Below are 18,407 nucleotides of genomic sequence, written 5' to 3'. Positions count from 1 at the left end.
CCCCCTCTCTCGGAGACCGCCCCGATGCCCCGCCTCTTCCCGCTCTCCTCGCGTCTGCGCGCCGCGTCAGGCCGGCTCCGGGCCGCCGAGACCCGCTTCGAACGCTCGATGACCGACCTGTGCCGGGCGGCCCTCGACCATGTCGACCGCCAGCACCGCCTCGGCCTCGCCCTGCAGCGCCTCGTGGCGCAGCGCGCCGGCCCCTCGTGACGCCGCAATCCGGGAACCGGAAGGCGCGCCACCGGCTTGCCCGCTCACCGCCTGGCGCGCCACGATCCGATCGTTCGGACGCGAGGCCCGACAGGCCCCGCATTCAGGGCGCATTCAGTGCCCGAAGACCATTGACTCTCCTCATGCGCATCCTCCTCGCCCTGCTGTTCATCGGCCTGACCGTCGCGGCCTTCGCGACGGGGCCGATTCGCACGCTGGCGGAGGGGACGATGACGCCCGGAACGGCCGAGGTCTCGGCGCCGATGCACCCGGTCCCGCCGAGCGAGAGCTGTCTCAGCCCGGCGGACCTGCGCGAGGCGGTGGCGGACAAGCGGGTGATCGAGCCGGTGGCCGCGATCCGCGCCGCGCGGACGGTGATCTCCCGGGCCGAGATCCAGCGCGCCCGGCTCTGCCGGTACGAGGACGGCCTCGCCTATCTTCTCACGGCCTTGCGCCGGGACGGACAGTTCGTCCACGTGTTGGTGGATGCCACCACCGGGCGGGTTATCGGCAAATAAAGGTGGGGGCGCCTATCGTTCTCCGCGACGGGGGCCTCAGCGCCACCTCATCTTGGGAGTGAATCGCAGTGCGTCTGCTCGTCGTCGAGGATGACCGGGACATCAACCGGCAAGTGGTGAACGCGCTCGAGGAGGCCGGTTACGTCGCCGACAAGGCCTTCGACGGTGAAGAGGGCGCCTATCTCGGCGAGAGCGAACCCTACGACGCGATCATCCTCGACATGGGCCTGCCGAAGGCGGACGGCGTCACCGTGCTGCAGAAATGGCGCCGGGCCGGCATCAAGACGCCGGTCATCATCCTCACCGCCCGCGACCGCTGGTCGGACAAGGTCGACGGGTTCGATGCCGGAGCCGACGATTACGTGACCAAGCCCTTCCACATGGAGGAGCTGATGGCCCGCGTGCGCGCGCTTCTGCGCCGCGCCACCGGCCACGCCACCAGCCAGATCTCCTGCGGGCCCGTCGTGCTCGATACCCGCTCGGGCCGCGTCTACGTGGACGGCAACCCGATCAAGCTGACGAGCCACGAATACCGCCTGCTCGCCTACCTGATGCACCATACCGGCCGCGTGGTCTCACGCGCCGAGCTGACGGAGCATCTCTACGACCAGGATTTCGACAGGGATTCCAACACGATCGAAGTCTTCGTCGGGCGTCTGCGCAAGAAACTCGCGGTGGACCTGATCCAGACCGTGCGCGGTCTGGGCTACCTCGTCGACCCGAACCAGCCCGCGCCGCGGGTGTAGGGACCAGGGTTGCAACACCCCTTGCTCCCGTCTCATCTGAGCCTCATAATTGGCTCAGATGAGACGAGAGCACGACATGGCGAGCTACGACATGGCTAACGGCTTAGCCTTAGCCGACGTTCTCGGTTTCGAAGGGCCGAGGTCCGGCGAAAGCACGGACGCGAATGTCATCGCGCAGGTCACGGCGGGATTGCCGGTGACCTCCGTCGACCGGCTCGCTTCCGCCGTCGCTCCCGACGATCGGACATTCGCCTTCAACTTCGTGGCGCGGGCCACGCTCAACCGGCGCCGCACCGAGGCGAAGGCGAGGCTGACCCCGCACGAAAGCGCGAAGGTGGTGCGCCTTGCAAAGGTCTGGGCCATGGCCCGCGATGTCTGGAAATCGGATGACGCCGCCCGGGACTTCCTTCACCGCCCTCATCCCCTCCTCGAGAACCGGCCGCCCCTCGAGGTCGCACTGGAATCCGAGTTCGGCGGACCGCGCGTGGAGGCCGTCCTCGGCCAACTCAAGTATGGCTCCGCCGCGTGAGCGGTCAGACGCTCGCGCAGGCGCAGAAGGCCTATCGAATCGGAGACCCCGACGGCGAGTACGCAATCTTCGATCCGACGGGATCACGTCTCTTCCCCGGCCGCTGGAACACGCCGGCAAGCCCGATGATCTACGCGTCGGCCGACTACTCCACATCCATGCTCGAAAAGCTCGTCCATGGCAGTGGACGACTTCCGCCCAACCAGCACTACGTCGAGATCCTTCTGTCGGCCGGTCTTTCCTACGAGGTGCTGTCTTACCCTGCGGTGCCGGGATGGGATCATCCCGATTGCATCGCGTCCCGGACGTTCGGCGAGGCATGGCATCGCTCTCGCCGGTCGCTGCTTCTGTTCGTTCCGAGCGTCGTGGCGCGCGTCAGCACCAATATCCTCATCAACCCGGACCATCCGGATTTCGGCAGGATCACGGTGGGGCTTCATCAGCCGTGCTGGTGGGACGACCGCCTGTTTCAGGGGGCGGGCAACCCCGCACCGGCACCGACGGACTCATCCCCGCCGGTCCAGGCCGCCCGACCGCTCGACGCCCTCGCCCCTGTCGGCGAGGGGCCGAACCGGGATCCGTGACGTCTCTTGCGGTGACGTCTCTTGCCGTGACGTCTCTTGCAACTCGTTGGCGAGCGCACGCCTGATCGCCTCCTCCGGCGAAACGCGCCAGCGCTCCGCCAGGGATCTCACCAGCAGTTCGGTCTCGGGATCATCGATGTCGAAGGCCATCGCCGCATCTCCATTCGGATGATGGTACAGACGAAACGACACGTCTTTCAACCAGAGCGAGACCGCCTTCACCATCATGACGACGAGACGCGTGTGACCGCCTTCCCCTCCTGGCTGCCGTTCCGGCGGCGCTCCATCGCCGTGCGCCTGGCGGGCTCCGCCCTGATCGCGAGTTCGGCGATCCTGTTGATCGCGGCCTGGATCCTCACCACGCTCTACCGCGAGAACACCGAGCGCTCCTTCGACAGCCGGCTCCTCGTCTACGCCAACAACCTCGCCACCGATCTCGTCTCGCCCAACGATCCCGAGAGCCGCTCCTTCAACCTGAGCGACCCGCGCTTCGACCTGCCGCTCTCGGGCTGGTACTGGCAGGTAGGGCGGCCGGATGCGCGCCCGCGCGACCTGCGCACCTCGCGCTCCCTCGTGGGCGTGCCCCTGAAGCCGGCGGGCACCCCGGACAACAATGCCGGGATCGGCCAGATCCGCCAGGGCTACGGCAAGGCCCAGGACGACCGGCCCCTGCGCATCATCGAGCGCGACGTCGATCTCGGCGAGGAGGGACGCTACACCGTGCGCGTCGCCGGCCCGGCCGACGAGATCGAGAACGATGTCGGCCGCTTCCGTTTCTCGCTGATGGTGACGTTCGGCCTGCTCGGCCTGTTCCTGGCGCTGACGACCCTGCTGCAGATCCGCTTCGGTCTGGCGCCCCTGGCCAAGCTCCGCACGGCGCTCGGCGCGATCCGCCGGGGCGAGGCCGACCGCATCGGCGGCGAGTATCCGCGCGACATCGCGCCACTCGCCGGCGAGGTGAACCTGCTGATCGAGACCAACCGCGAGATCCTGGAGCGGGCACGCACGCAGGTGGGCAACCTCGCCCACGCCCTGAAGACGCCGCTGTCGATCATCGTCAACGAAGTCGGCGCCAGCGACGCCCAGGAAGACCTCGCCTTCAAGATCCGCGAGCAGGCGGCGGTGATGCGCGACCAGGTGAACTATCACCTCGACCGGGCGCGGGCGGCGGCTTTGGCCGGCACCCTCGGCACCTCCACCGAGGTGGAGCCGGCCCTCGCGGGCCTGGTGCGCACCTTCGGCAAGATCTACCGCGACAAGGACATCGCCTACGAGGTCCATGTCCCGCCGGGCCTGCGCTTTCGCGGCGAGCGCCAGGATTTCGAGGAGATGATCGGCAACCTCGTCGACAACGCCTCGAAATGGGCGCGCAGCCGCGTCTCGATCCGGGCCGAGACGGTGAGCGAGCACCATTATCCCCACCTTCTCGTGTCCATTGAGGATGACGGGCCGGGCCTGCAGCCGGAAGACCGTGCGGCGGTGCTCGGCCGCGGCCGGAGGCTCGACGAGACCAAGCCGGGCTCAGGCCTCGGCCTCTCCATCGTCGCCGATCTGGCCACCCTCTATCGCGGCCGCTTCCGCTTGGAGGAAGCGGCTCTCGGCGGCGTCCGGGCCATCATCGAGGTGCCCGGAGACGCGCCGAATGCCAGCGCGGGATGAGCGCCGGGCTATGCGAAACGTCCCGAATGGTGTTTCAGGCGGGGATGCCGCCGAGGCCCGCCCGTCTGAAACGGCACAGGTTCGCGTGACACCGTGTCGCCGGACCGGTCCCTGCGCTCGGGCGCGTCCGGCGCTTACATGGTGTGGCATGAGTTCGGGGTGAGATGACGGCGATCTGGTTCATACTGGCGGTGATGACGGGGGGCACCGTGCTCGCCCTGCTCTGGCCGATGTCATTGTGGTCCAGGGCACGGCGGGCGGATGCCGTTCCCCAGCCGCCGGCCGGGGCGCTCGCCACCGAGACCGGTTTCTACGAGGATCAGCTCCGCGAGATCGAGCGCGACCTGACGCGGGGGCTGATCGCCCCCGGAGAGGCCGAGGCCGCCCGCACCGAGGCGGCCCGCCGCCTGCTTCGCGCCAGCCGCGAGAACCCCGAAGCCGTCTCCGACGGGATCGCCGAGCCGGCCCTGCGCCAGCGTCGGGCGGCCTCGGCCTTCGCGCTCTCGACGATCCCCCTCGTGGCGCTCATCGCCTACGGGCTCTACGGTTCACCGCACATGCCGTCCCAGACGGCCTCCGACCGGCAGGCGGTGCAGTCCGGCGGACAGGACATGCTCAAGGCCATCGGCCAGATCGAGGCGCGGCTCGCCAGCGACCCGAGCGACGGTCGCGGCTGGTCGGTCCTCGCGCCGGTCTATGTCCGGCTCGGGCGCTTCGACGACGCGGCCCATGCCTACGAGGCCGCGACCCGCGTACTCGGCGAGTCGCCGCAGCGCCTCTCCGATTGGGGCGAGGCCCTGGTCGCCGGTGCCAACGGAACCGTGACGCCCCGCGCCAAGGAGATCTTCGAGCGCGCGGCGAGCCTCGATGCCGGCGCCGCCAAGCCGCGCTTCTACCTCGCGCGCGCCGCCGAACTCGAAGGCGACATCCCCGGCGCGATCCGGCGGCTGACCGCTCTGACGGAGAATGCTCCGGCCGATGCGCCCTGGCTGCCCCTGGTGCGCGAGACCCTGACCCGCCTGCAAGGCGAGGCGCCGGCCGCGACGGCCAAGCCCGGTGTGGAAGCCTCCCAGGCCAAGCCGCCCGAGGCCGGCGCCGCGGCCGCGCTGCAGGCGATGCCGGCTGCCAATCGCGACGCCGCAATCCGCGGCATGGTGGAGGGTCTCGACCGTCGCCTGTCCGAGAAGGGCGGCACCGCCGACGAATGGGTGCGGCTCGTCCGGTCCTACGGCGTACTCGGCGATCGCGAGACAATGAAGACGACCCTCGACCGGGCCCGGAATGCGATCGGAACCGATGCGGAGGCCGGGGCCAAGCTCGACGAACTCGCCCGCGAGTTCGGCCTTGCCTCGGCGCCCGCACCGGCTGTGACCGCCGCGGATGCGGCCGAGCGCGCCGGGACGGATGCCGCCGTCGCCGCCGTGAAGGCGATGCCGGCGCCCGAGCGGGACGCGGCCATCCGCGGCATGGTCGCCGGCCTCGACCGGCGCCTCGCCTCGAAGGGCGGCACGGTGGATGATTGGCTGCGCCTCGTGCGTTCGTACAGCGTATTGGGCGAGCGCCAGCAGGCGAGCCATGCCCTCGACCGCGGCCGCATGGCCCTCAGCCCGGACGCCCGCGCCATGGAGAAGCTCGACATCCTCGCCCAGGAACTCGGCCTGCGCGGCGGCAACGACAAGCCGTGAGGCGGGCCGCGTCGCAGGACGGCCCCTGACAATCCGCCCCGGCCACGGCCCTTGACCCGGGCTGCCATGGGGCCGAAACCCAAGATACGCCAGAACCTAAGAGACGACAGGACAGCCGGATCCGCCATTCCGGGCCCCCAAAGCGCCCATTCCAGCGGCGCAGGAACAGAAACGGGACGAAACTCGTGACTCGCAAGAGCCGCCGCCTGATCCTGATCGCCGCCTGCGGTGCCGTGCTCGCCCTGGCGCTCGGCCTGATCCTATCCGCCATGAGCGGGTCGATCGTGTTCTTCCGGTCCCCGACCGAAGTGACGGCGCAGGGCGTGGCACCGGGCACCCGCTTCCGCCTCGGCGGGCTGGTCAAGGAAGGCTCGCTGCAGCGCGGCCCGGACCAGAACATCGATTTTGCCGTGACCGATACCAACGCCACGGTCCAGGTTCAGTATCGCGGCCTGCTGCCGGACCTGTTCCGCGAAGGCCAGGGCATCGTCGCCGAGGGGCGGCTCGAACCGGGCGGCATCTTCCGCGCCGACACCGTGCTGGCCAAGCACGACGAATCCTACATGCCCCGCGAGGTCGCCGATGCGCTCAAGGCGCAGGGACGGTGGCAGGAGGGCGGCTCCAAGGGAGCCTCCGCCGGGAAAGGCGCCGCCGAGGGCGTGAAGACCGCCGACGGCGAGCCGAATCTCGGACGGCGCAGCGAACGATGACCGGTGTGACCGTGAGGAAGGACAATCCGACGTGCTGATCGAGGTCGGACATTTCGCGCTGGCGCTGGCGCTGGCACTTTCCCTCGTCCAGGCGGTGATGCCGGTCTGGGCCGCCCGCTCGGGCGACGCGGCCCTGCGCGCCGTGGCGACGCCGGCCGCGCTCGGCACCTTCGCCTGCATTCTGTTCTCGTTCGGTGCCCTCACCTACGCCCACGCCACCTCGGACTTCTCGGTCCAGAACGTGATCGAGAACTCGCATACGGCCAAACCCTTCCTCTACAAGCTCTCGGGCGTGTGGGGGAACCATGAGGGCTCGATGCTGCTCTGGGTCCTCATCCTGGCCCTGTTCGGCGCCCTGGTCGCCGTGGCGCGCAACTCGGTCCCGCCGGTCCTGCGGGCCAACACCCTGGCGGTCCAGGGCCTCATCACCTTCGTCTTCGTGCTGTTCATCATCACGACCTCGAACCCGTTCATGCGGGTGAGCCCGGCCCCGGTGGAGGGCAACGACCTCAATCCGCTGCTGCAGGATTTCGGCCTCGCGATCCATCCGCCCCTCCTCTACGTCGGCTATGTCGGCTTCTCGATCACCTTCGCCTTCGCCATCGCGGCGCTCATCGACGGCCGCATCGATGCGGTCTGGGCGCGCGCCGTGCGCCCCTGGACGCTGATCGCCTGGAGCTTCCTGACGCTGGGCATCGCGATGGGCTCGTACTGGGCCTATTACGAGCTCGGCTGGGGCGGTTGGTGGTTCTGGGATCCCGTCGAGAACGCCTCGCTGATGCCGTGGCTCGCGGGCACGGCGCTGCTCCATTCCACCGTGGTCATGGAGAAGCGCGACGCGCTCAAGGTTTGGACGGTGCTGCTGGCCATCCTCACCTTCTCGCTGTCGCTGCTCGGCACCTTCATCGTCCGCTCGGGCGTCCTCACCTCGGTGCATTCCTTCGCCACCGACCCGACGCGCGGCGTCTTCATCCTCGCCATCCTGATCCTGTTCATCGGCGGCTCGCTCAGCCTCTTCGCCTGGCGCGCGCCGATGCTGCGGCAGGGCGGCCTGTTCGCGCCGATCTCGCGGGAGGGCGCCCTGGTGATGAACAACCTGTTCCTCGCCGCCGCCTGCGCCACGGTCTTCGTCGGCACGCTCTACCCGCTGCTCCTCGAATCCCTGACCTCCGAGAAGATCTCGGTGGGACCGCCCTTCTTCAACTACACCTTCATTCCCTTGGCGATCCCGCTCCTTCTCATCGTCCCCTTCGGCCAGACCCTGGCCTGGAAGCGCGGCGACGTGCACGCGGCCTCCCAGCGCCTGTTCGCCGCCATGGGCGTCGCCCTCGCCGTGGGCCTCGCGGTTCTCGCCTGGACCTGGGGCGGCCCGATGATGGCGCCCATCGGCATCGGCCTCGGCGCCTATCTCGTCGTCGGCTCGGCCATGGAGATCGTGTCGCGGGCCCGCGGCTACGGCAACAGCCGGGCGCGGACAGTCGGTGCCGTGATGCGCCGGGCCCTCGGCCTGCCGCGTTCGGCCTGGGGCACGGCGCTGGCCCATGCGGGCGTCGGAATCGTGGTCCTCGGCATCGCCGCCCAGGGCTGGGCCACGGAAGCCCTGGGCACGGTGAAGCCGGGCGAATCCCTCACCTCCGGCCCCTACGTGGCGACCCTCGACCGAGTCGGCCCGCGCACGGGGGAGAATTACGAGGAGACGACGGCCTTCCTCACCATCCGCAACACGGCCGGCGATTTCATCGGCACCGTGGAGACGGGCAAGCGGTTCTATCCGAGCCGCAAGATGAACGTCACGGAATCCGGTCTGCTCACCATCGGCGTCAGTCAGGTCTATGCCAGCCTCGGCGAGATGGTCCCCGGCGGGGCGATCGGCCTGCGGCTCTACTACAAGCCCCTGGTGCTGCTGATCTGGCTCGGCTCCGTCGTCATGGCGCTGGGCGGGGCGGTGTCCCTCACCGACCGCAGGATGCGGGTGGGCGCGCCCGCGCGGGCGAAGGAGAAGGCCAAGGCGCTCCCCGGCACCATGGCGCCCGCCGAATGAGTGCGGCTCGCCTCCCTCGTGTGGTCGTCGCCCTGATGCTCCTCGCCGGCTCGTCGGGGACCGTCCTGGCCGTCCAGCCGGACGAGGTCCTGCCGGACGCCAAGCTCGAAGCGCGGGCGCGCGACATCTCCTCCGGCCTGCGCTGCCTCGTCTGCCAGAACCAGTCCATCGACGATTCCGATGCGCCCCTCGCGCGCGATCTCCGGCTGATCGTGCGCGAGCGCCTGAAGGCGGGGGACGACGACCGGCAGGTTCAGGATTACGTGGTCGGCCGCTACGGGGAATACGTCCTGCTGCGCCCGGTCCTCGCCCTCCACACGCTGCTGCTCTGGCTGACGCCCCTCATGGCCCTCGGCCTCGGAATCTTCGGGCTCTGGCGGCTGTCGCGCCGGCGTGCGGATCACGAGACCAAGCTGAGCCCGGCGGAAGAAGCCGAGATCGCCGCACTGACCCGGCGCGACCGATAGGGCACGCATGCTGCACCGCAGCATGCGTGCCCTATCGACCCCTGTCCCGGATGTTATCCGAACCCGACTGAGGGACCCGTTCGGTCTCGGGAGAGGGAGCTTTGGTCCTGCGAGCCGTTAAGCCGTGCGCCGCAAGCATGCCATAAGCTACTATTTGCCGAGTTATGCATTTTGAGCATTGACGCGTTGCAACATTACACTCTTCGCAACGCAGCATGAATTGCGCATATGTCGGTCTCCCGGTGCAACCGGCTCTCCGAACGGGCACTCCCGGCGGACAGTAACCGCACAGGTTCCTCATCATGCGCAACTCATCCAAAGCCCTCCTCGCCGTAGCACTGACCGTCGCCTCCGCCACGGCCTCCATGGCGACCGAGCTTTCTCCCGCGAGCGCCCAGAGCGTCGATCTCGGCGCCTATCGCGGCTCGGCCTATTACACCATCGAGAACGGCCGCTACCGCGTCGTCGCCACCCTCGCCAGCGTCAATTCCGGCCACGACCAGCCGCAGGTGATCCGTCTCGTGACGATCCTCAACTCCGAGCAGACGGTGCATCTCTCGGTGCCCGGCACCCTCGGCTCCGACGGACGCGAGACCACCATCGCCTTCTCGCGCAGCGGCGACCGGGTCGATGTCGCCTCGGCCGATTCCACGGCCTACTGAGCCACGCTGTTCAGCATCCTCGCCAGGCATCGACACCGGAGGCCGCCCCGACACGGGCGGCCTCACCCATTTTTGTGAGGTATTCCAACTCGTTAGCCGCCTCGATTTAAACTCCCGGCAAGGTTCGTGACGTCATCAGCTTCGGGGAAGCCCTCGATGACGGAACGAGTCCATGCGCCTCTCCCTCGGCAACAAACTCGCGGCTGTGATGGGGCTTCTGGCGCTCGGTGCCTGCGCCCTGTCCCTGTTCAACGATCGGATGGTGCTGCTTCAGCAGGCGCGGGCGGCCGAGATGGATTCGGTCTGGGAACGCGCCCTGTCGGCCCAGGGCCTCGCCCTCGCGATCGAACGGACCGTGGTCGCGGCGACGACGGTCTACACGGCGGACGATACCGAGGACGCCAAGGCCAAGTTCGGCGCCCTGAAGGCCGCCCTCGCCGAGGTCGCCCAACTGAAAGACGTGTTGCTGGGCCGGATCACCGGGCATGTCTCCGATACGGACCGCCTCAAGCTCGATCTGATGCTGAAGGAGTTCCTGGCCTATCAGACCGATACGGCCGATCTCGGCCTCACCATCTCCCCGAAGGCCGCGCTCATCCAGGGCACCGACGAGGCGACCGTGGCGAGCCGCGCCAGGATGGTCTCCGCGATTACGCGCATCGGCAAGGACACCCTGGCGCATCTCGCCGACGAGCGCGCGGACGCCACGGCGGATATCGAGCGCAGCCGCATGATCAGTCTCGCGGCCTCCGTGGTGGTGATCCTCTCCAGTCTCGGCCTCGCCCTCTGGCTGGTGCGCAAGGAGATCCGCCAGCCGCTGGCCCGGCTGGGATCGGCCATCGACGCCCTCGCGGCCATGGATCTGGCGCGGACCATCCCCCTGACGGAACGCCGCGACGAGATCGGCGCCATGGCCCGCTCCATTGCCGTGCTGCGGACGGTCATCGTCGAGAAGGTCGAGGGGGATGCAAGAGCCCTCGCCCGTTCCGCCGTGGAAGCCGAACGGGCGGCCCGCCTGGAGACGGCCGCCCAGGCTTTCGAGCAGGAGGCTCAACTGGTGGCGCAGGACCTGTCGAGCGCCGCGCGAGCCATGGCGGGTGCGGCGGAGGCGGTGCCGGACGCCGTGCGGCTGACGCGGGACCAGACCACCATCGTTTCGCAGGGCGCAGCCGGTGCGGGGCAGCAGGTGCGCAGGGCGGCGGCGGCCAGTGCGGACGTGGCCGGCAGCAGCGAGGCGATCGACCGGCAGTCGCGCATCCGCGACGGTTTGGGCGCCCTGGCGCACCGGGAGGTCACCGCGACGCGCCGCGCCGCCGCGTTGCTCACCGAGGCGGGACGCGAGATCGGCACGGTGGTCGAGACCATCGCCACCGTCGCCGCGCAGACGAATCTCCTCGCCCTCAATGCCACGATCGAGGCGGCGCGGGCGGGCGAAGCCGGGCGCGGCTTCGCGGTGGTGGCCGGTGAGGTGAAGGCGCTCGCCGCCCAGACGGCCGGCGCCACCGAGGCGATCAAGGGACAGATCGAGGCCATGAGGGGCGCCGCACAGGACACCCTGCGGGCGGTGGAGGCCATCGGCGGAACGATGGATCAGATGGCGGGCGCGGATGCGGCCGTGGCCCTCGCCCTCGAGGCTCAGCGGCTCGCGGGCACGCGCGTCACCGACAGTGTCGCCGATGCCGAAGCCAGCGCGGACGCCGTGTCCGGCGGCATCGCCACCGTCGAGGAGGCGGCCGCCTCCAGCGCCCAGGCCGCCGAATCGGTGAGGATCGTCGCGGGGCGCGTGGCGGCGGCGAGTCTTGCTCTCGACGAGCGGATCGCCGGCTTCCTCGCCAGCGTCAGGGCCGCCTGACCGAGAGCCACGCCTCGCTTTCGCCCCACTGAGATCGGAGGAGTTCGGCCCGGCAGGGCCCTCACCTGTCGGCTCCGCACCGCGCGTTTAGATTTTCTTTACCTTGAATCGCGAGCGTCCAGCATGGCTTCGCCGATCGCTCACCCCCGTTCCCGTTCTTTCAGCCGCCCCTGGGCGGCGGCGCTCGCCCTCGGCCTCGGCTTTGCCGCGCCGGCCTCGGCCCATCCCCATGTCTGGGTGACGTCGAAGGCGGAGATCGATTACGGCGAGGGCGGCAAGGTCACCGGCATCCGCCATGCCTGGACCTTCGATGCCAGCTACTCGGCCTCGGCGATACAAGGCCTCGACGCGAACGGCGACGGGACGGTCTCCCCCGACGAACTCGCCGGACTCGCCACCGACAACACCGCCGGCCTCGCGGAATTCGCCTATTTCACCAAGCTCAAGATCGGCGGCAAGGAGCAGGTCTTCGCCGACCCGGTCGAGCCGCGCATGCGGCTCGACGGCGACAAGCTGATCCTCAGTTTCCTCCTTCCGTTGAAGGCTCCGGTGGCGCAGGGACGCGCGGTCGCGGCCTTGGAGGTTGCCGATCCGACCTACTTCGTCTCGTTCAGCCTCTCCGAGGATGCGGACACGGCTCGCCTCGTCGGATCTCCCGCCGGTTGCGCGGCCACGATCACCCGGCCCAAACCGGCGGAGGCCAAGACTGCCGACATCAAGGCCGCCGGCGCCAAGACCGCCGACGCAAAGCCGGGCCTGTCGGAAGCGTTCTTCGAAGCCCTCACCAGCGCGTCGAATTACGGCGCCCAGTTCGCCAACCGGATCATCGTCGCATGTCCGTAGGCGCAGCCGTCGCCGCGACCGGCCACAGCCGTGGCCGGCTCGTGTGGCAGATCGCGCTGGCGCTGACGGCCATCGCCGTCATCGCCCTGGTCCTCGCGGCCCTGTCGCTGCTCTTCGGCTCCACCGTGGCTGCCCTGCCGCCGCGCTCGCCCTTCGGCATCGGCTTTCGCGAGGCAGCTCCGTCGGCCACCGGGATCGGCGGCTGGCTGCTCGCCATGCAATCGAGCTTCTCGCGCAGCCTGCAGGCCACCGTCGCCGCGATCAAGCAGGGCGGGAGCTGGGGACCGATGGTCCTCATCGGTTTCAGCTACGGCGTGTTCCACGCGGCCGGACCGGGCCATGGCAAGGCGGTGATCGCCGGTTACATCGTGGCCGGAGAGCGGGCGCTGGCGCGCGGCTTCTCGCTCAGCGCCGCCGCCGCTTTGCTGCAGGCCCTCGTCGCCATCACCATCGTCGTCATCGGCAACCTCGTCCTCAACGCCACCGCCGCCGGCATGGCGCGGGCCGGCACGGTGATCGAGACGGCGAGCTTCGCCCTCGTCGCCATCCTCGGTCTCACGGTGACGTGGCGGAAGGCCGGCCGGTTGGCCACCCTCGTTCATGGCGGTTCCTCGGCCGCCTGCGCTCCCGGTTGCGGCCATGTCCACCTCACCGACGCCACCGCCATCGGCCGTCTCGATTCCTGGCGCGAGCGAGCGGGCGTGGTGCTCGCAGCCGGCTCGCGCCCCTGTGCCGGCGCGATCCTCATCCTCGTCTTCTCCGCCTCGCAGGGCATCCTCGCCGCGGGCATCGCGGCGACCTTCGCCATGGCTCTGGGCACGGCCCTCACGACGGGAGTGCTCGCCAGTCTCGCGGTCTTCGCCAAGGCCCTGGCCCTGCGCCTCGCGGGCGGCCGGGGCTCGGCCGGTGCCATCGCGGTGGGCGGGCTCGAACTTCTGGCCGGGGCCTTCGTCCTGGTGCTGGGCATCGCCATGCTGACGGGGCTCGCCGTGGGCGTGGGCGGCTGAGATTTTCCTCGTCACGGCCCGCGATCCCGTGGCAGGCTTCACGAGCCCCGTCGGTTCGAGCGGGGTTTTCCCGTGAAACCAGAGGGAGCCGGCACGCATGGCAACGGGTTTCGAGCATATCCTCCATTGGCGCCTGCTGGCCGGCTCGCACCCGTTCCCCGGACCCGACGGCGGCACCTGCATCAACGAGGCGGCGATCGTCGCCGCAGGCCTGCCCTACCGGACGATCCGCTCCTCCTCGGACTGCCCGCCCTGTTTCTCGAAGCCCCTCGCCGCCTACGCTCTCGGCCTGAACGACGCGATGCCGGACGACCAGCGCCCCCGATTGATGGCCTTCGTCCTGCGACTGTCCGGCTCCGCCGATGCCGGGCACGTCGAGGAGCGGCGCATGCGCTTTCTCGCCCTGGAGAACATCCGCCGCATCCTGCCGCCCCTCCTCGACCGGGCGGGTTTCGCGGATCTCGCCGCCCGTTGCGACGACGCACGAGATCTCGCTGCGGGGGTCTCGGCGGCCCAGGACGCCGCGTGGCGGGGAAGCGCGGTTGCGCAGGCCGCGTCCCGGCAGAGGGATTGGCGACGCGGCGCCCTTGCCTCGGCCATCGCTCGCAGCGCGGCGGCCGCGGTGAAATCGGCCGACGATGCCCGCTGCGCGGCCGAAATCGCGGAGGGTGCGGCCCCCTTCGCCGAGGGCGTCTGGGACAGCGCCGCGACGATCCTCGGCGAGGCCCTCGCCATCGGGCGACAGGCCCCCGACATCGATCTCGTTCAGGCGCGGGAACGACTGGATGCCGCGCGGGCGGGCGCGGTGTAAGCGCTTGTCGACCCCAACAGCGCGGTTCAGCCCGCCACCGGCCCCGATGCCAGATCGAGTTCGGTGGTCTCGCAGTTGTCGAGCCAAATGCCGGTGAGGTGGAAGAAGAACGTGCCATGGCCGACGACGGCGATGGTGCGCTCGCGCCGCTCCGTCAGCCAGTCGCGGAACGTGTCCACCCGCCGATCGAAGAGGTGGCGCGGCTCCACATGCACGCCTTCCGCGATCGGCTCGCCCTCGGCATGCCACCAGATCTCCGGCAGGTGATCGACGTCGAGATGCGGGAATTCCGCCTTCAGCACGGAGGCGGCGCGGCCGACGTCGCAGCTGCTCTCCTGACATTCGCGATGGAGCACTTCCACCAGGATCTCGGGCTTGGCCGGGTGATCGCCGAAGATGCCGGCGGTGGTCTGGATGGCGCGGGTGAGCGGGGAGGTCACCACCAGATCGAACGGGATGTCCCGCAGCCTCTCGCGCGCCGCCGCGACCTGGGTGAGGCCCCGGTCCGTCAGCCGGGCGTCGATATGGCCGGGATCGCGCCCGGTGAGGCGATGGGCAGCATTGAAGGTGGATTCGCCATGGCGGATGCAGACGATGCGTGTCTCGGGCATGCGGGCTCGGATCGGGAGGAGCGACGGGGGTCGGGTGCGTTGGACAAGCGCCTAGCCTGCCTGCCGTTCCGCGAAAAGGCCGGTCATCGCCGCGACGGACTCGCCCCGTCGGCAACGCTCCGTCAACCTCAGTGGCGTTGAGTGGGCTTTTCGCCCCCGGATCACCGCGCGATGCTCCATGTTCCTCCCCCCATTCCGGAAGCCTGCGCCGTCGCCTTCCCCGGCGACGATGCGGTCCGGTCCGTCGCCATGGCGTGGCAGGACTCTCTGCTGCGCGAGCGCCGGATGGCCGCCAACACGGTGGAGGCCTATGCCCGCGACCTGAGGCAGTTCCTCTGCCATCTGCAGAGCCGCACCGGCGCCGTGCGCATCGCCGGGCTCGTCGCCCTCAAGCCGCGCGACATCCGCGGGTTCATGGCCGCGCGAAGAGCGGAGGGCGTGAGCGGTCGATCGCTGATGCGAGCGCTTGCGGGCCTGCGCTCCTTCGCGCGCCACCTCGAACGCGAAGGCCACGGCAGCGTGTCCGCCCTCGGCGCGATCCGCTCGCCCAAGGTCGAGCGGCGCCTGCCGCGACCGATCCCCATCGTCGCCGCCCGTGCCTTGACCGACATCGACATCCGCGCCGGGGAGACGCGCGAGCCCTGGGTTCTGGCGCGGGACGCCGCCGTCCTCGCCCTGCTCTACGGCTCCGGCCTGCGCATTTCCGAAGCCCTCGGCCTCACCCGGCGCGATGCCCCCGTGCCCGGCGTGGATTCGGTGACGGTGATGGGCAAGGGCGGCAAGGAGCGGATGGTGCCGATCCTCCCCGTGGTGGCCGAGGCGGTGGCCGCCTATCTCGCGGCGTGCCCCCATGCGCTCGACCCCGAGGGTCCCCTCTTCGTGGGCGTGAAGGGCGGCAAGCTCTCGCCACGGATCATCCAGTATGCGGTGGCCTCCCTGCGCGGTGCCCTCGGCCTGCCGGACAGCGCCACTCCCCATGCCTTGCGGCATTCCTTCGCCACACACCTCCTGGCCCGCCAGGGAGAGTTACGCGCGATCCAGGAACTGCTCGGCCATGCCTCCCTCTCGACGACGCAGCTCTACACCAAGGTCGACGCCGCCCGCCTGATGGATGCGTTCGATCAGGCCCATCCCCGTGCGGGCACGCGCGCTACGGATCGAGTTCTGGATAGCGCCGGAAGATCCCCTGCTCGTTGAAGGGAATGCGGCGCGGGCTCGCCAGATAGGCGGCGATCCTCGGCCGCTGCCGAACGGCGTCGTGCAGGGCGGCGACCCGGGGATTGTCCCTCAAGGAAAGCTCCATCGTCCTCGGAAAGGCGTAGCGCAGCCCGGCCACGAGCTGGAACAGGGATAGGTCGGCATAGGTGGCGGTCTCGCCGACGAGGTACCGGCCGCCGCTGCGGCCGATCACATGATCGAACCAGGCGAAGTATTCCGGGATTCGGTTCGCCCGAAAATCCCCGGCGCGGCGCGCCGCCTCGGGCTTCTGCTCCTCATAGGTGAGGCTCACCGCAATGGGGTGGTGGGTATCGTGCGCCTCGGCCACGACATCGGCGATGGTCAACTGGATCTGGTGGATCCAGAGGCGGTCGGCTTCGCTGGCGGGCGCGAGGCCTAGCCGGGGACCGAGATAGAGCAGGATCGCCGCGGTCTGGCCGATGACGAGAGCGCCGTCCCGCAGGAAGGGCGGCGCGTAAGCCGGGCCGGGCGATCGACGGATCTTCCAGAAGGGCGGTCAGGGCACCGAGGCCCTGCCCGTCCTCGTCCCGCCCCCGAGCGACGTCCACATACTCGGCGCCGGCATCCTCCAGGGCGAGGCGGACGAACTCGCCGCGTCCCTGGATCGTCGGCCAGTAATAGAGCTCGTAGGCCATCTGGCCGCTCCGCTTTGGCGGTGGGTGGATACCCATTCCGACCCGGCCACCTCATCCCGAGGTGCCGGAGCGAAGCGGAGGCCTCGAAGGACAATTCCAGTTCGCGCGGCGATTCCTGGAAGCCTCCTTCGAGGCCGCTTCGCGGTACCTCAGGACGAGGCGAGCGGGAGGGACAGTACCTTAATCCCTCAGATATGGATCGCCCGCTTCCCGACGGCGAGGGCGGCTTCCTTGACCGCCTCGGTGAGGGTCGGATGGGCGTGGCAGGTCCGGGCCACGTCTTCGGCACTGGCACCGAATTCCATGGCGACGGCCAATTCGGCGATGAGGTTGCCCGCATCCGCGCCGACGATATGGACGCCGAGCACCCGGTCGGTCTTGGCATCCGCCAGGATCTTCACGAAGCCATCGGTGGTGTGGTTCACCTTGGCGCGGCCATTGGCGGTGAAGGGGAACTTGCCCGCATTGTAGGCGATGCCGTCCTTCTTCAGTTCCTCCTCGGTCTTCCCCACCGAGGCGACCTCCGGATAGGTATAGACCACGTTCGGGATGACGCCGTAATTCACGTGGCCCGACTGACCGGCCAGCAACTCGGCGACGGCGACGCCCTCGTCCTCGGCCTTGTGCGCGAGCATCGGCCCGGCGATCACGTCACCGATGGCGTAGATGCCGGTGACGTTGGTGGCGTAGTGGCTGTCGGTCTGGATGCGGCCCTTGTTGTCGAGCTGCACACCCACGGTCTCGAGACCCAGCTTCTCGGTGTAGGGAACGCGGCCGATGGCCACGAGCACCACGTCGGCTTCGAGCTTCTCGGCCTCGCCGCCGGCGGCCGGCTCCACCGAGACCGTGGCGGCGCCATCCTTCACCTCGACGCCGGTGACCTTCGACGACAGCTTGAAGACGATGCCCTGCTTGCCGAGGATGCGCTGGAACTGCTTGCCGACCTCGCCGTCCATGCCCGGAAGGACGCGGTCGAGATATTCCACCACGGTGACCTCGGAGCCGAGGCGGCGCCAGACCGAGCCGAGTTCGAGGCCGATCACACCCGCGCCGATGATGAGGAGCTTCTTCGGCACGGCCTGGAGCTCCAGGGCGCCGGTGGAGGAGACGACGATCGTCTCGTCGATGGTCACGCCGGGCAGCTTCGTCACGTCGGAGCCCGTGGCGATGACGATGTTCTTCGTCTCCAGCATCTGGTTGCCGCCATCATCCGACAGCACCTCGACACGGCCGGCACCGGCGACACGGCCGAGGCCGTGATAGGCGTCGATTCCGTTCTTCTTCAGCAGGAACTCGACGCCCTTGGTGTTACCGTCAACGCCGTCCTGCTTGAACGACATCATCTTCTTGAGATCGAGCTCCGGCGCGCTGACGATGACGCCCATATCGGCGAAATGCTTCGAGGCCTCCTCGAACGCCTCCGAGGCATGGAGCAGCGCCTTCGACGGGATGCAGCCGACATTGAGGCAGGTGCCGCCATGGGTCGCCCGCTTCTCCACCACGGCGGTCTTGAGCCCGAGCTGGGCGGCGCGGATGGCGCAGACATAGCCGCCGGGGCCGGTGCCGATGACGACGAGATCGTAGGACATGCGAATATG

Annotated in this window: 18 protein-coding genes and 2 pseudogenes; 16 read left to right on the top strand and 4 right to left on the bottom strand. The window is 69.4% G+C overall.

Annotation, left to right across the window (positions count from 1 at the left end):
* The 5 genes and pseudogenes from FPV16_RS19530 to FPV16_RS19510 form a co-directional block, all read left to right on the top strand.
* Positions 1–210: hypothetical protein (locus FPV16_RS19530; RefSeq protein WP_413629322.1), on the top strand; the 210-nt coding region annotated here is incomplete at its 5' end.
* Positions 211–353: 143 nt separating this feature from the next.
* Positions 354–728 (top strand): PepSY domain-containing protein, encoded by a 375-nt coding sequence (locus tag FPV16_RS19525; RefSeq protein ID WP_227440029.1) that lies wholly within the window; start codon positions 354–356, stop codon positions 726–728.
* Positions 729–796: 68 nt separating this feature from the next.
* Complete coding sequence (locus FPV16_RS19520; RefSeq protein ID WP_027171532.1) at positions 797–1,474, top strand: response regulator transcription factor; 678 nt, start codon at positions 797–799, stop codon at positions 1,472–1,474.
* Between the two features lie 76 nt (positions 1,475–1,550).
* A complete protein-coding gene (locus FPV16_RS19515) occupies positions 1,551–2,003 on the top strand; it encodes an antitoxin Xre/MbcA/ParS toxin-binding domain-containing protein (protein ID WP_227440028.1) in 453 nt (150 codons plus the stop codon).
* Positions 2,000–2,473 (top strand): annotated as a pseudogene (locus tag FPV16_RS19510) (RES family NAD+ phosphorylase); the annotation flags it as partial. The gene FPV16_RS19515 and the pseudogene FPV16_RS19510, both read left to right, overlap by 4 nt.
* A 36-nt stretch (positions 2,474–2,509) precedes the next feature.
* Here the strand turns inward: FPV16_RS19510 and FPV16_RS26455 are convergent.
* Positions 2,510–2,737 carry a type II toxin-antitoxin system VapB family antitoxin gene (locus FPV16_RS26455; protein WP_227440027.1) on the bottom strand — a complete coding sequence of 76 codons (228 nt, stop codon included), beginning with the start codon at positions 2,735–2,737 and terminating at the stop codon, positions 2,510–2,512.
* A 93-nt stretch (positions 2,738–2,830) separates the two neighbouring features.
* On the opposite strand from FPV16_RS26455, the gene FPV16_RS19500 reads away from it, so the two are divergent.
* The 10 genes from FPV16_RS19500 to FPV16_RS19455 all read left to right on the top strand — a co-directional run bounded on the left by FPV16_RS19500 (position 2,831) and on the right by FPV16_RS19455 (position 14,324).
* Complete coding sequence (locus tag FPV16_RS19500) at positions 2,831–4,246, top strand: sensor histidine kinase (protein WP_227440026.1); 1,416 nt, start codon at positions 2,831–2,833, stop codon at positions 4,244–4,246.
* A 164-nt stretch (positions 4,247–4,410) separates the two neighbouring features.
* Positions 4,411–5,931, top strand: a complete 1,521-nt coding sequence (ccmI, locus tag FPV16_RS19495; RefSeq protein ID WP_227440025.1) for a c-type cytochrome biogenesis protein CcmI — start codon at positions 4,411–4,413, stop codon at positions 5,929–5,931.
* Between the two features lie 185 nt (positions 5,932–6,116).
* Positions 6,117–6,641 carry a cytochrome c maturation protein CcmE gene (gene ccmE / locus FPV16_RS19490; protein ID WP_227440024.1) on the top strand — a complete coding sequence of 175 codons (525 nt, stop codon included), beginning with the start codon at positions 6,117–6,119 and terminating at the stop codon, positions 6,639–6,641.
* Between the two features lie 31 nt (positions 6,642–6,672).
* Positions 6,673–8,682 (top strand): heme lyase CcmF/NrfE family subunit, encoded by a 2,010-nt coding sequence (locus FPV16_RS19485; RefSeq protein WP_227440023.1) that lies wholly within the window; start codon positions 6,673–6,675, stop codon positions 8,680–8,682.
* A gap of 35 nt (positions 8,683–8,717) precedes the next feature.
* Entirely contained in the window at positions 8,718–9,149 is a 432-nt protein-coding gene (locus FPV16_RS19480; RefSeq protein WP_413629323.1) for a cytochrome c-type biogenesis protein, read from the top strand.
* Between the two features lie 302 nt (positions 9,150–9,451).
* Complete coding sequence (locus FPV16_RS19475) at positions 9,452–9,811, top strand: hypothetical protein (protein WP_227440021.1); 360 nt, start codon at positions 9,452–9,454, stop codon at positions 9,809–9,811.
* 172 nt (positions 9,812–9,983) lie between these two features.
* Positions 9,984–11,663, top strand: a complete 1,680-nt coding sequence (locus FPV16_RS19470; protein ID WP_227440020.1) for a methyl-accepting chemotaxis protein — start codon at positions 9,984–9,986, stop codon at positions 11,661–11,663.
* 123 nt (positions 11,664–11,786) lie between these two features.
* Positions 11,787–12,506 (top strand): DUF1007 family protein, encoded by a 720-nt coding sequence (locus tag FPV16_RS19465; protein ID WP_227440019.1) that lies wholly within the window; start codon positions 11,787–11,789, stop codon positions 12,504–12,506.
* A complete protein-coding gene (locus FPV16_RS19460) occupies positions 12,497–13,513 on the top strand; it encodes a nickel/cobalt transporter (RefSeq protein ID WP_227440018.1) in 1,017 nt (338 codons plus the stop codon). The genes FPV16_RS19465 and FPV16_RS19460 overlap by 10 nt, the downstream gene beginning before the upstream one ends.
* Positions 13,514–13,610: 97 nt before the next feature.
* Complete coding sequence (locus tag FPV16_RS19455) at positions 13,611–14,324, top strand: hypothetical protein (RefSeq protein WP_227440017.1); 714 nt, start codon at positions 13,611–13,613, stop codon at positions 14,322–14,324.
* A gap of 26 nt (positions 14,325–14,350) precedes the next feature.
* Here the strand turns inward: FPV16_RS19455 and FPV16_RS19450 are convergent, their stop codons facing one another.
* The gene (locus tag FPV16_RS19450; RefSeq protein WP_227440016.1) at positions 14,351–14,935 is read right to left on the bottom strand and encodes a histidine phosphatase family protein; all 585 of its coding nucleotides are present in this window, start codon (positions 14,933–14,935) and stop codon (positions 14,351–14,353) included.
* 171 nt (positions 14,936–15,106) lie between these two features.
* Between FPV16_RS19450 and FPV16_RS19445 the strand changes: the two genes are divergently transcribed.
* Positions 15,107–16,132, top strand: a complete 1,026-nt coding sequence (locus FPV16_RS19445; protein WP_413629321.1) for a tyrosine recombinase XerC — start codon at positions 15,107–15,109, stop codon at positions 16,130–16,132.
* Here FPV16_RS19445 and FPV16_RS19440 read toward each other — a convergent pair.
* Both FPV16_RS19440 and lpdA read right to left on the bottom strand, forming a co-directional pair.
* Positions 16,086–16,809 (bottom strand): annotated as a pseudogene (locus FPV16_RS19440) (glutathione S-transferase). The gene FPV16_RS19445 and the pseudogene FPV16_RS19440 sit on opposite strands and share 47 nt — an antisense overlap.
* A gap of 188 nt (positions 16,810–16,997) precedes the next feature.
* The gene (lpdA, locus tag FPV16_RS19435) at positions 16,998–18,398 is read right to left on the bottom strand and encodes a dihydrolipoyl dehydrogenase (RefSeq protein WP_227440015.1); all 1,401 of its coding nucleotides are present in this window, start codon (positions 18,396–18,398) and stop codon (positions 16,998–17,000) included.
* Between the last annotated feature and the right edge of the window lie 9 nt (positions 18,399–18,407).

The organism is Methylobacterium sp. W2 (assembly GCF_020662345.1).
Lineage (GTDB): Bacteria > Pseudomonadota > Alphaproteobacteria > Rhizobiales > Beijerinckiaceae > Methylobacterium.
The sequence above is the reverse complement of the archived record's forward strand: the minus strand, read 5'-3'. Positions and strand labels throughout refer to the sequence as shown.

Bases quoted from the DNA above. Each gene is read 5' to 3' on its own strand.
- FPV16_RS19525 (WP_227440029.1), top strand. From the start codon at position 354: ATGCGCATCCTCCTCGCCCTGCTGTTCATCGGCCTGACCGTCGCGGCC.
- FPV16_RS19515 (WP_227440028.1), top strand. From the start codon at position 1,551: ATGGCGAGCTACGACATGGCTAACGGCTTAGCCTTAGCCGACGTTCTC.
- FPV16_RS26455 (WP_227440027.1), bottom strand. From the start codon at position 2,737: ATGGCCTTCGACATCGATGATCCCGAGACCGAACTGCTGGTGAGATCC.
- ccmI (WP_227440025.1), top strand. From the start codon at position 4,411: ATGACGGCGATCTGGTTCATACTGGCGGTGATGACGGGGGGCACCGTG.
- FPV16_RS19480 (WP_413629323.1), top strand. From the start codon at position 8,718: ATGCTCCTCGCCGGCTCGTCGGGGACCGTCCTGGCCGTCCAGCCGGAC.
- FPV16_RS19475 (WP_227440021.1), top strand. From the start codon at position 9,452: ATGCGCAACTCATCCAAAGCCCTCCTCGCCGTAGCACTGACCGTCGCC.
- FPV16_RS19470 (WP_227440020.1), top strand. From the start codon at position 9,984: ATGCGCCTCTCCCTCGGCAACAAACTCGCGGCTGTGATGGGGCTTCTG.
- FPV16_RS19465 (WP_227440019.1), top strand. From the start codon at position 11,787: ATGGCTTCGCCGATCGCTCACCCCCGTTCCCGTTCTTTCAGCCGCCCC.
- FPV16_RS19460 (WP_227440018.1), top strand. From the start codon at position 12,497: ATGTCCGTAGGCGCAGCCGTCGCCGCGACCGGCCACAGCCGTGGCCGG.
- FPV16_RS19455 (WP_227440017.1), top strand. From the start codon at position 13,611: ATGGCAACGGGTTTCGAGCATATCCTCCATTGGCGCCTGCTGGCCGGC.
- FPV16_RS19450 (WP_227440016.1), bottom strand. From the start codon at position 14,935: ATGCCCGAGACACGCATCGTCTGCATCCGCCATGGCGAATCCACCTTC.
- FPV16_RS19445 (WP_413629321.1), top strand. From the start codon at position 15,107: ATGCTCCATGTTCCTCCCCCCATTCCGGAAGCCTGCGCCGTCGCCTTC.
- lpdA (WP_227440015.1), bottom strand. From the start codon at position 18,398: ATGTCCTACGATCTCGTCGTCATCGGCACCGGCCCCGGCGGCTATGTC.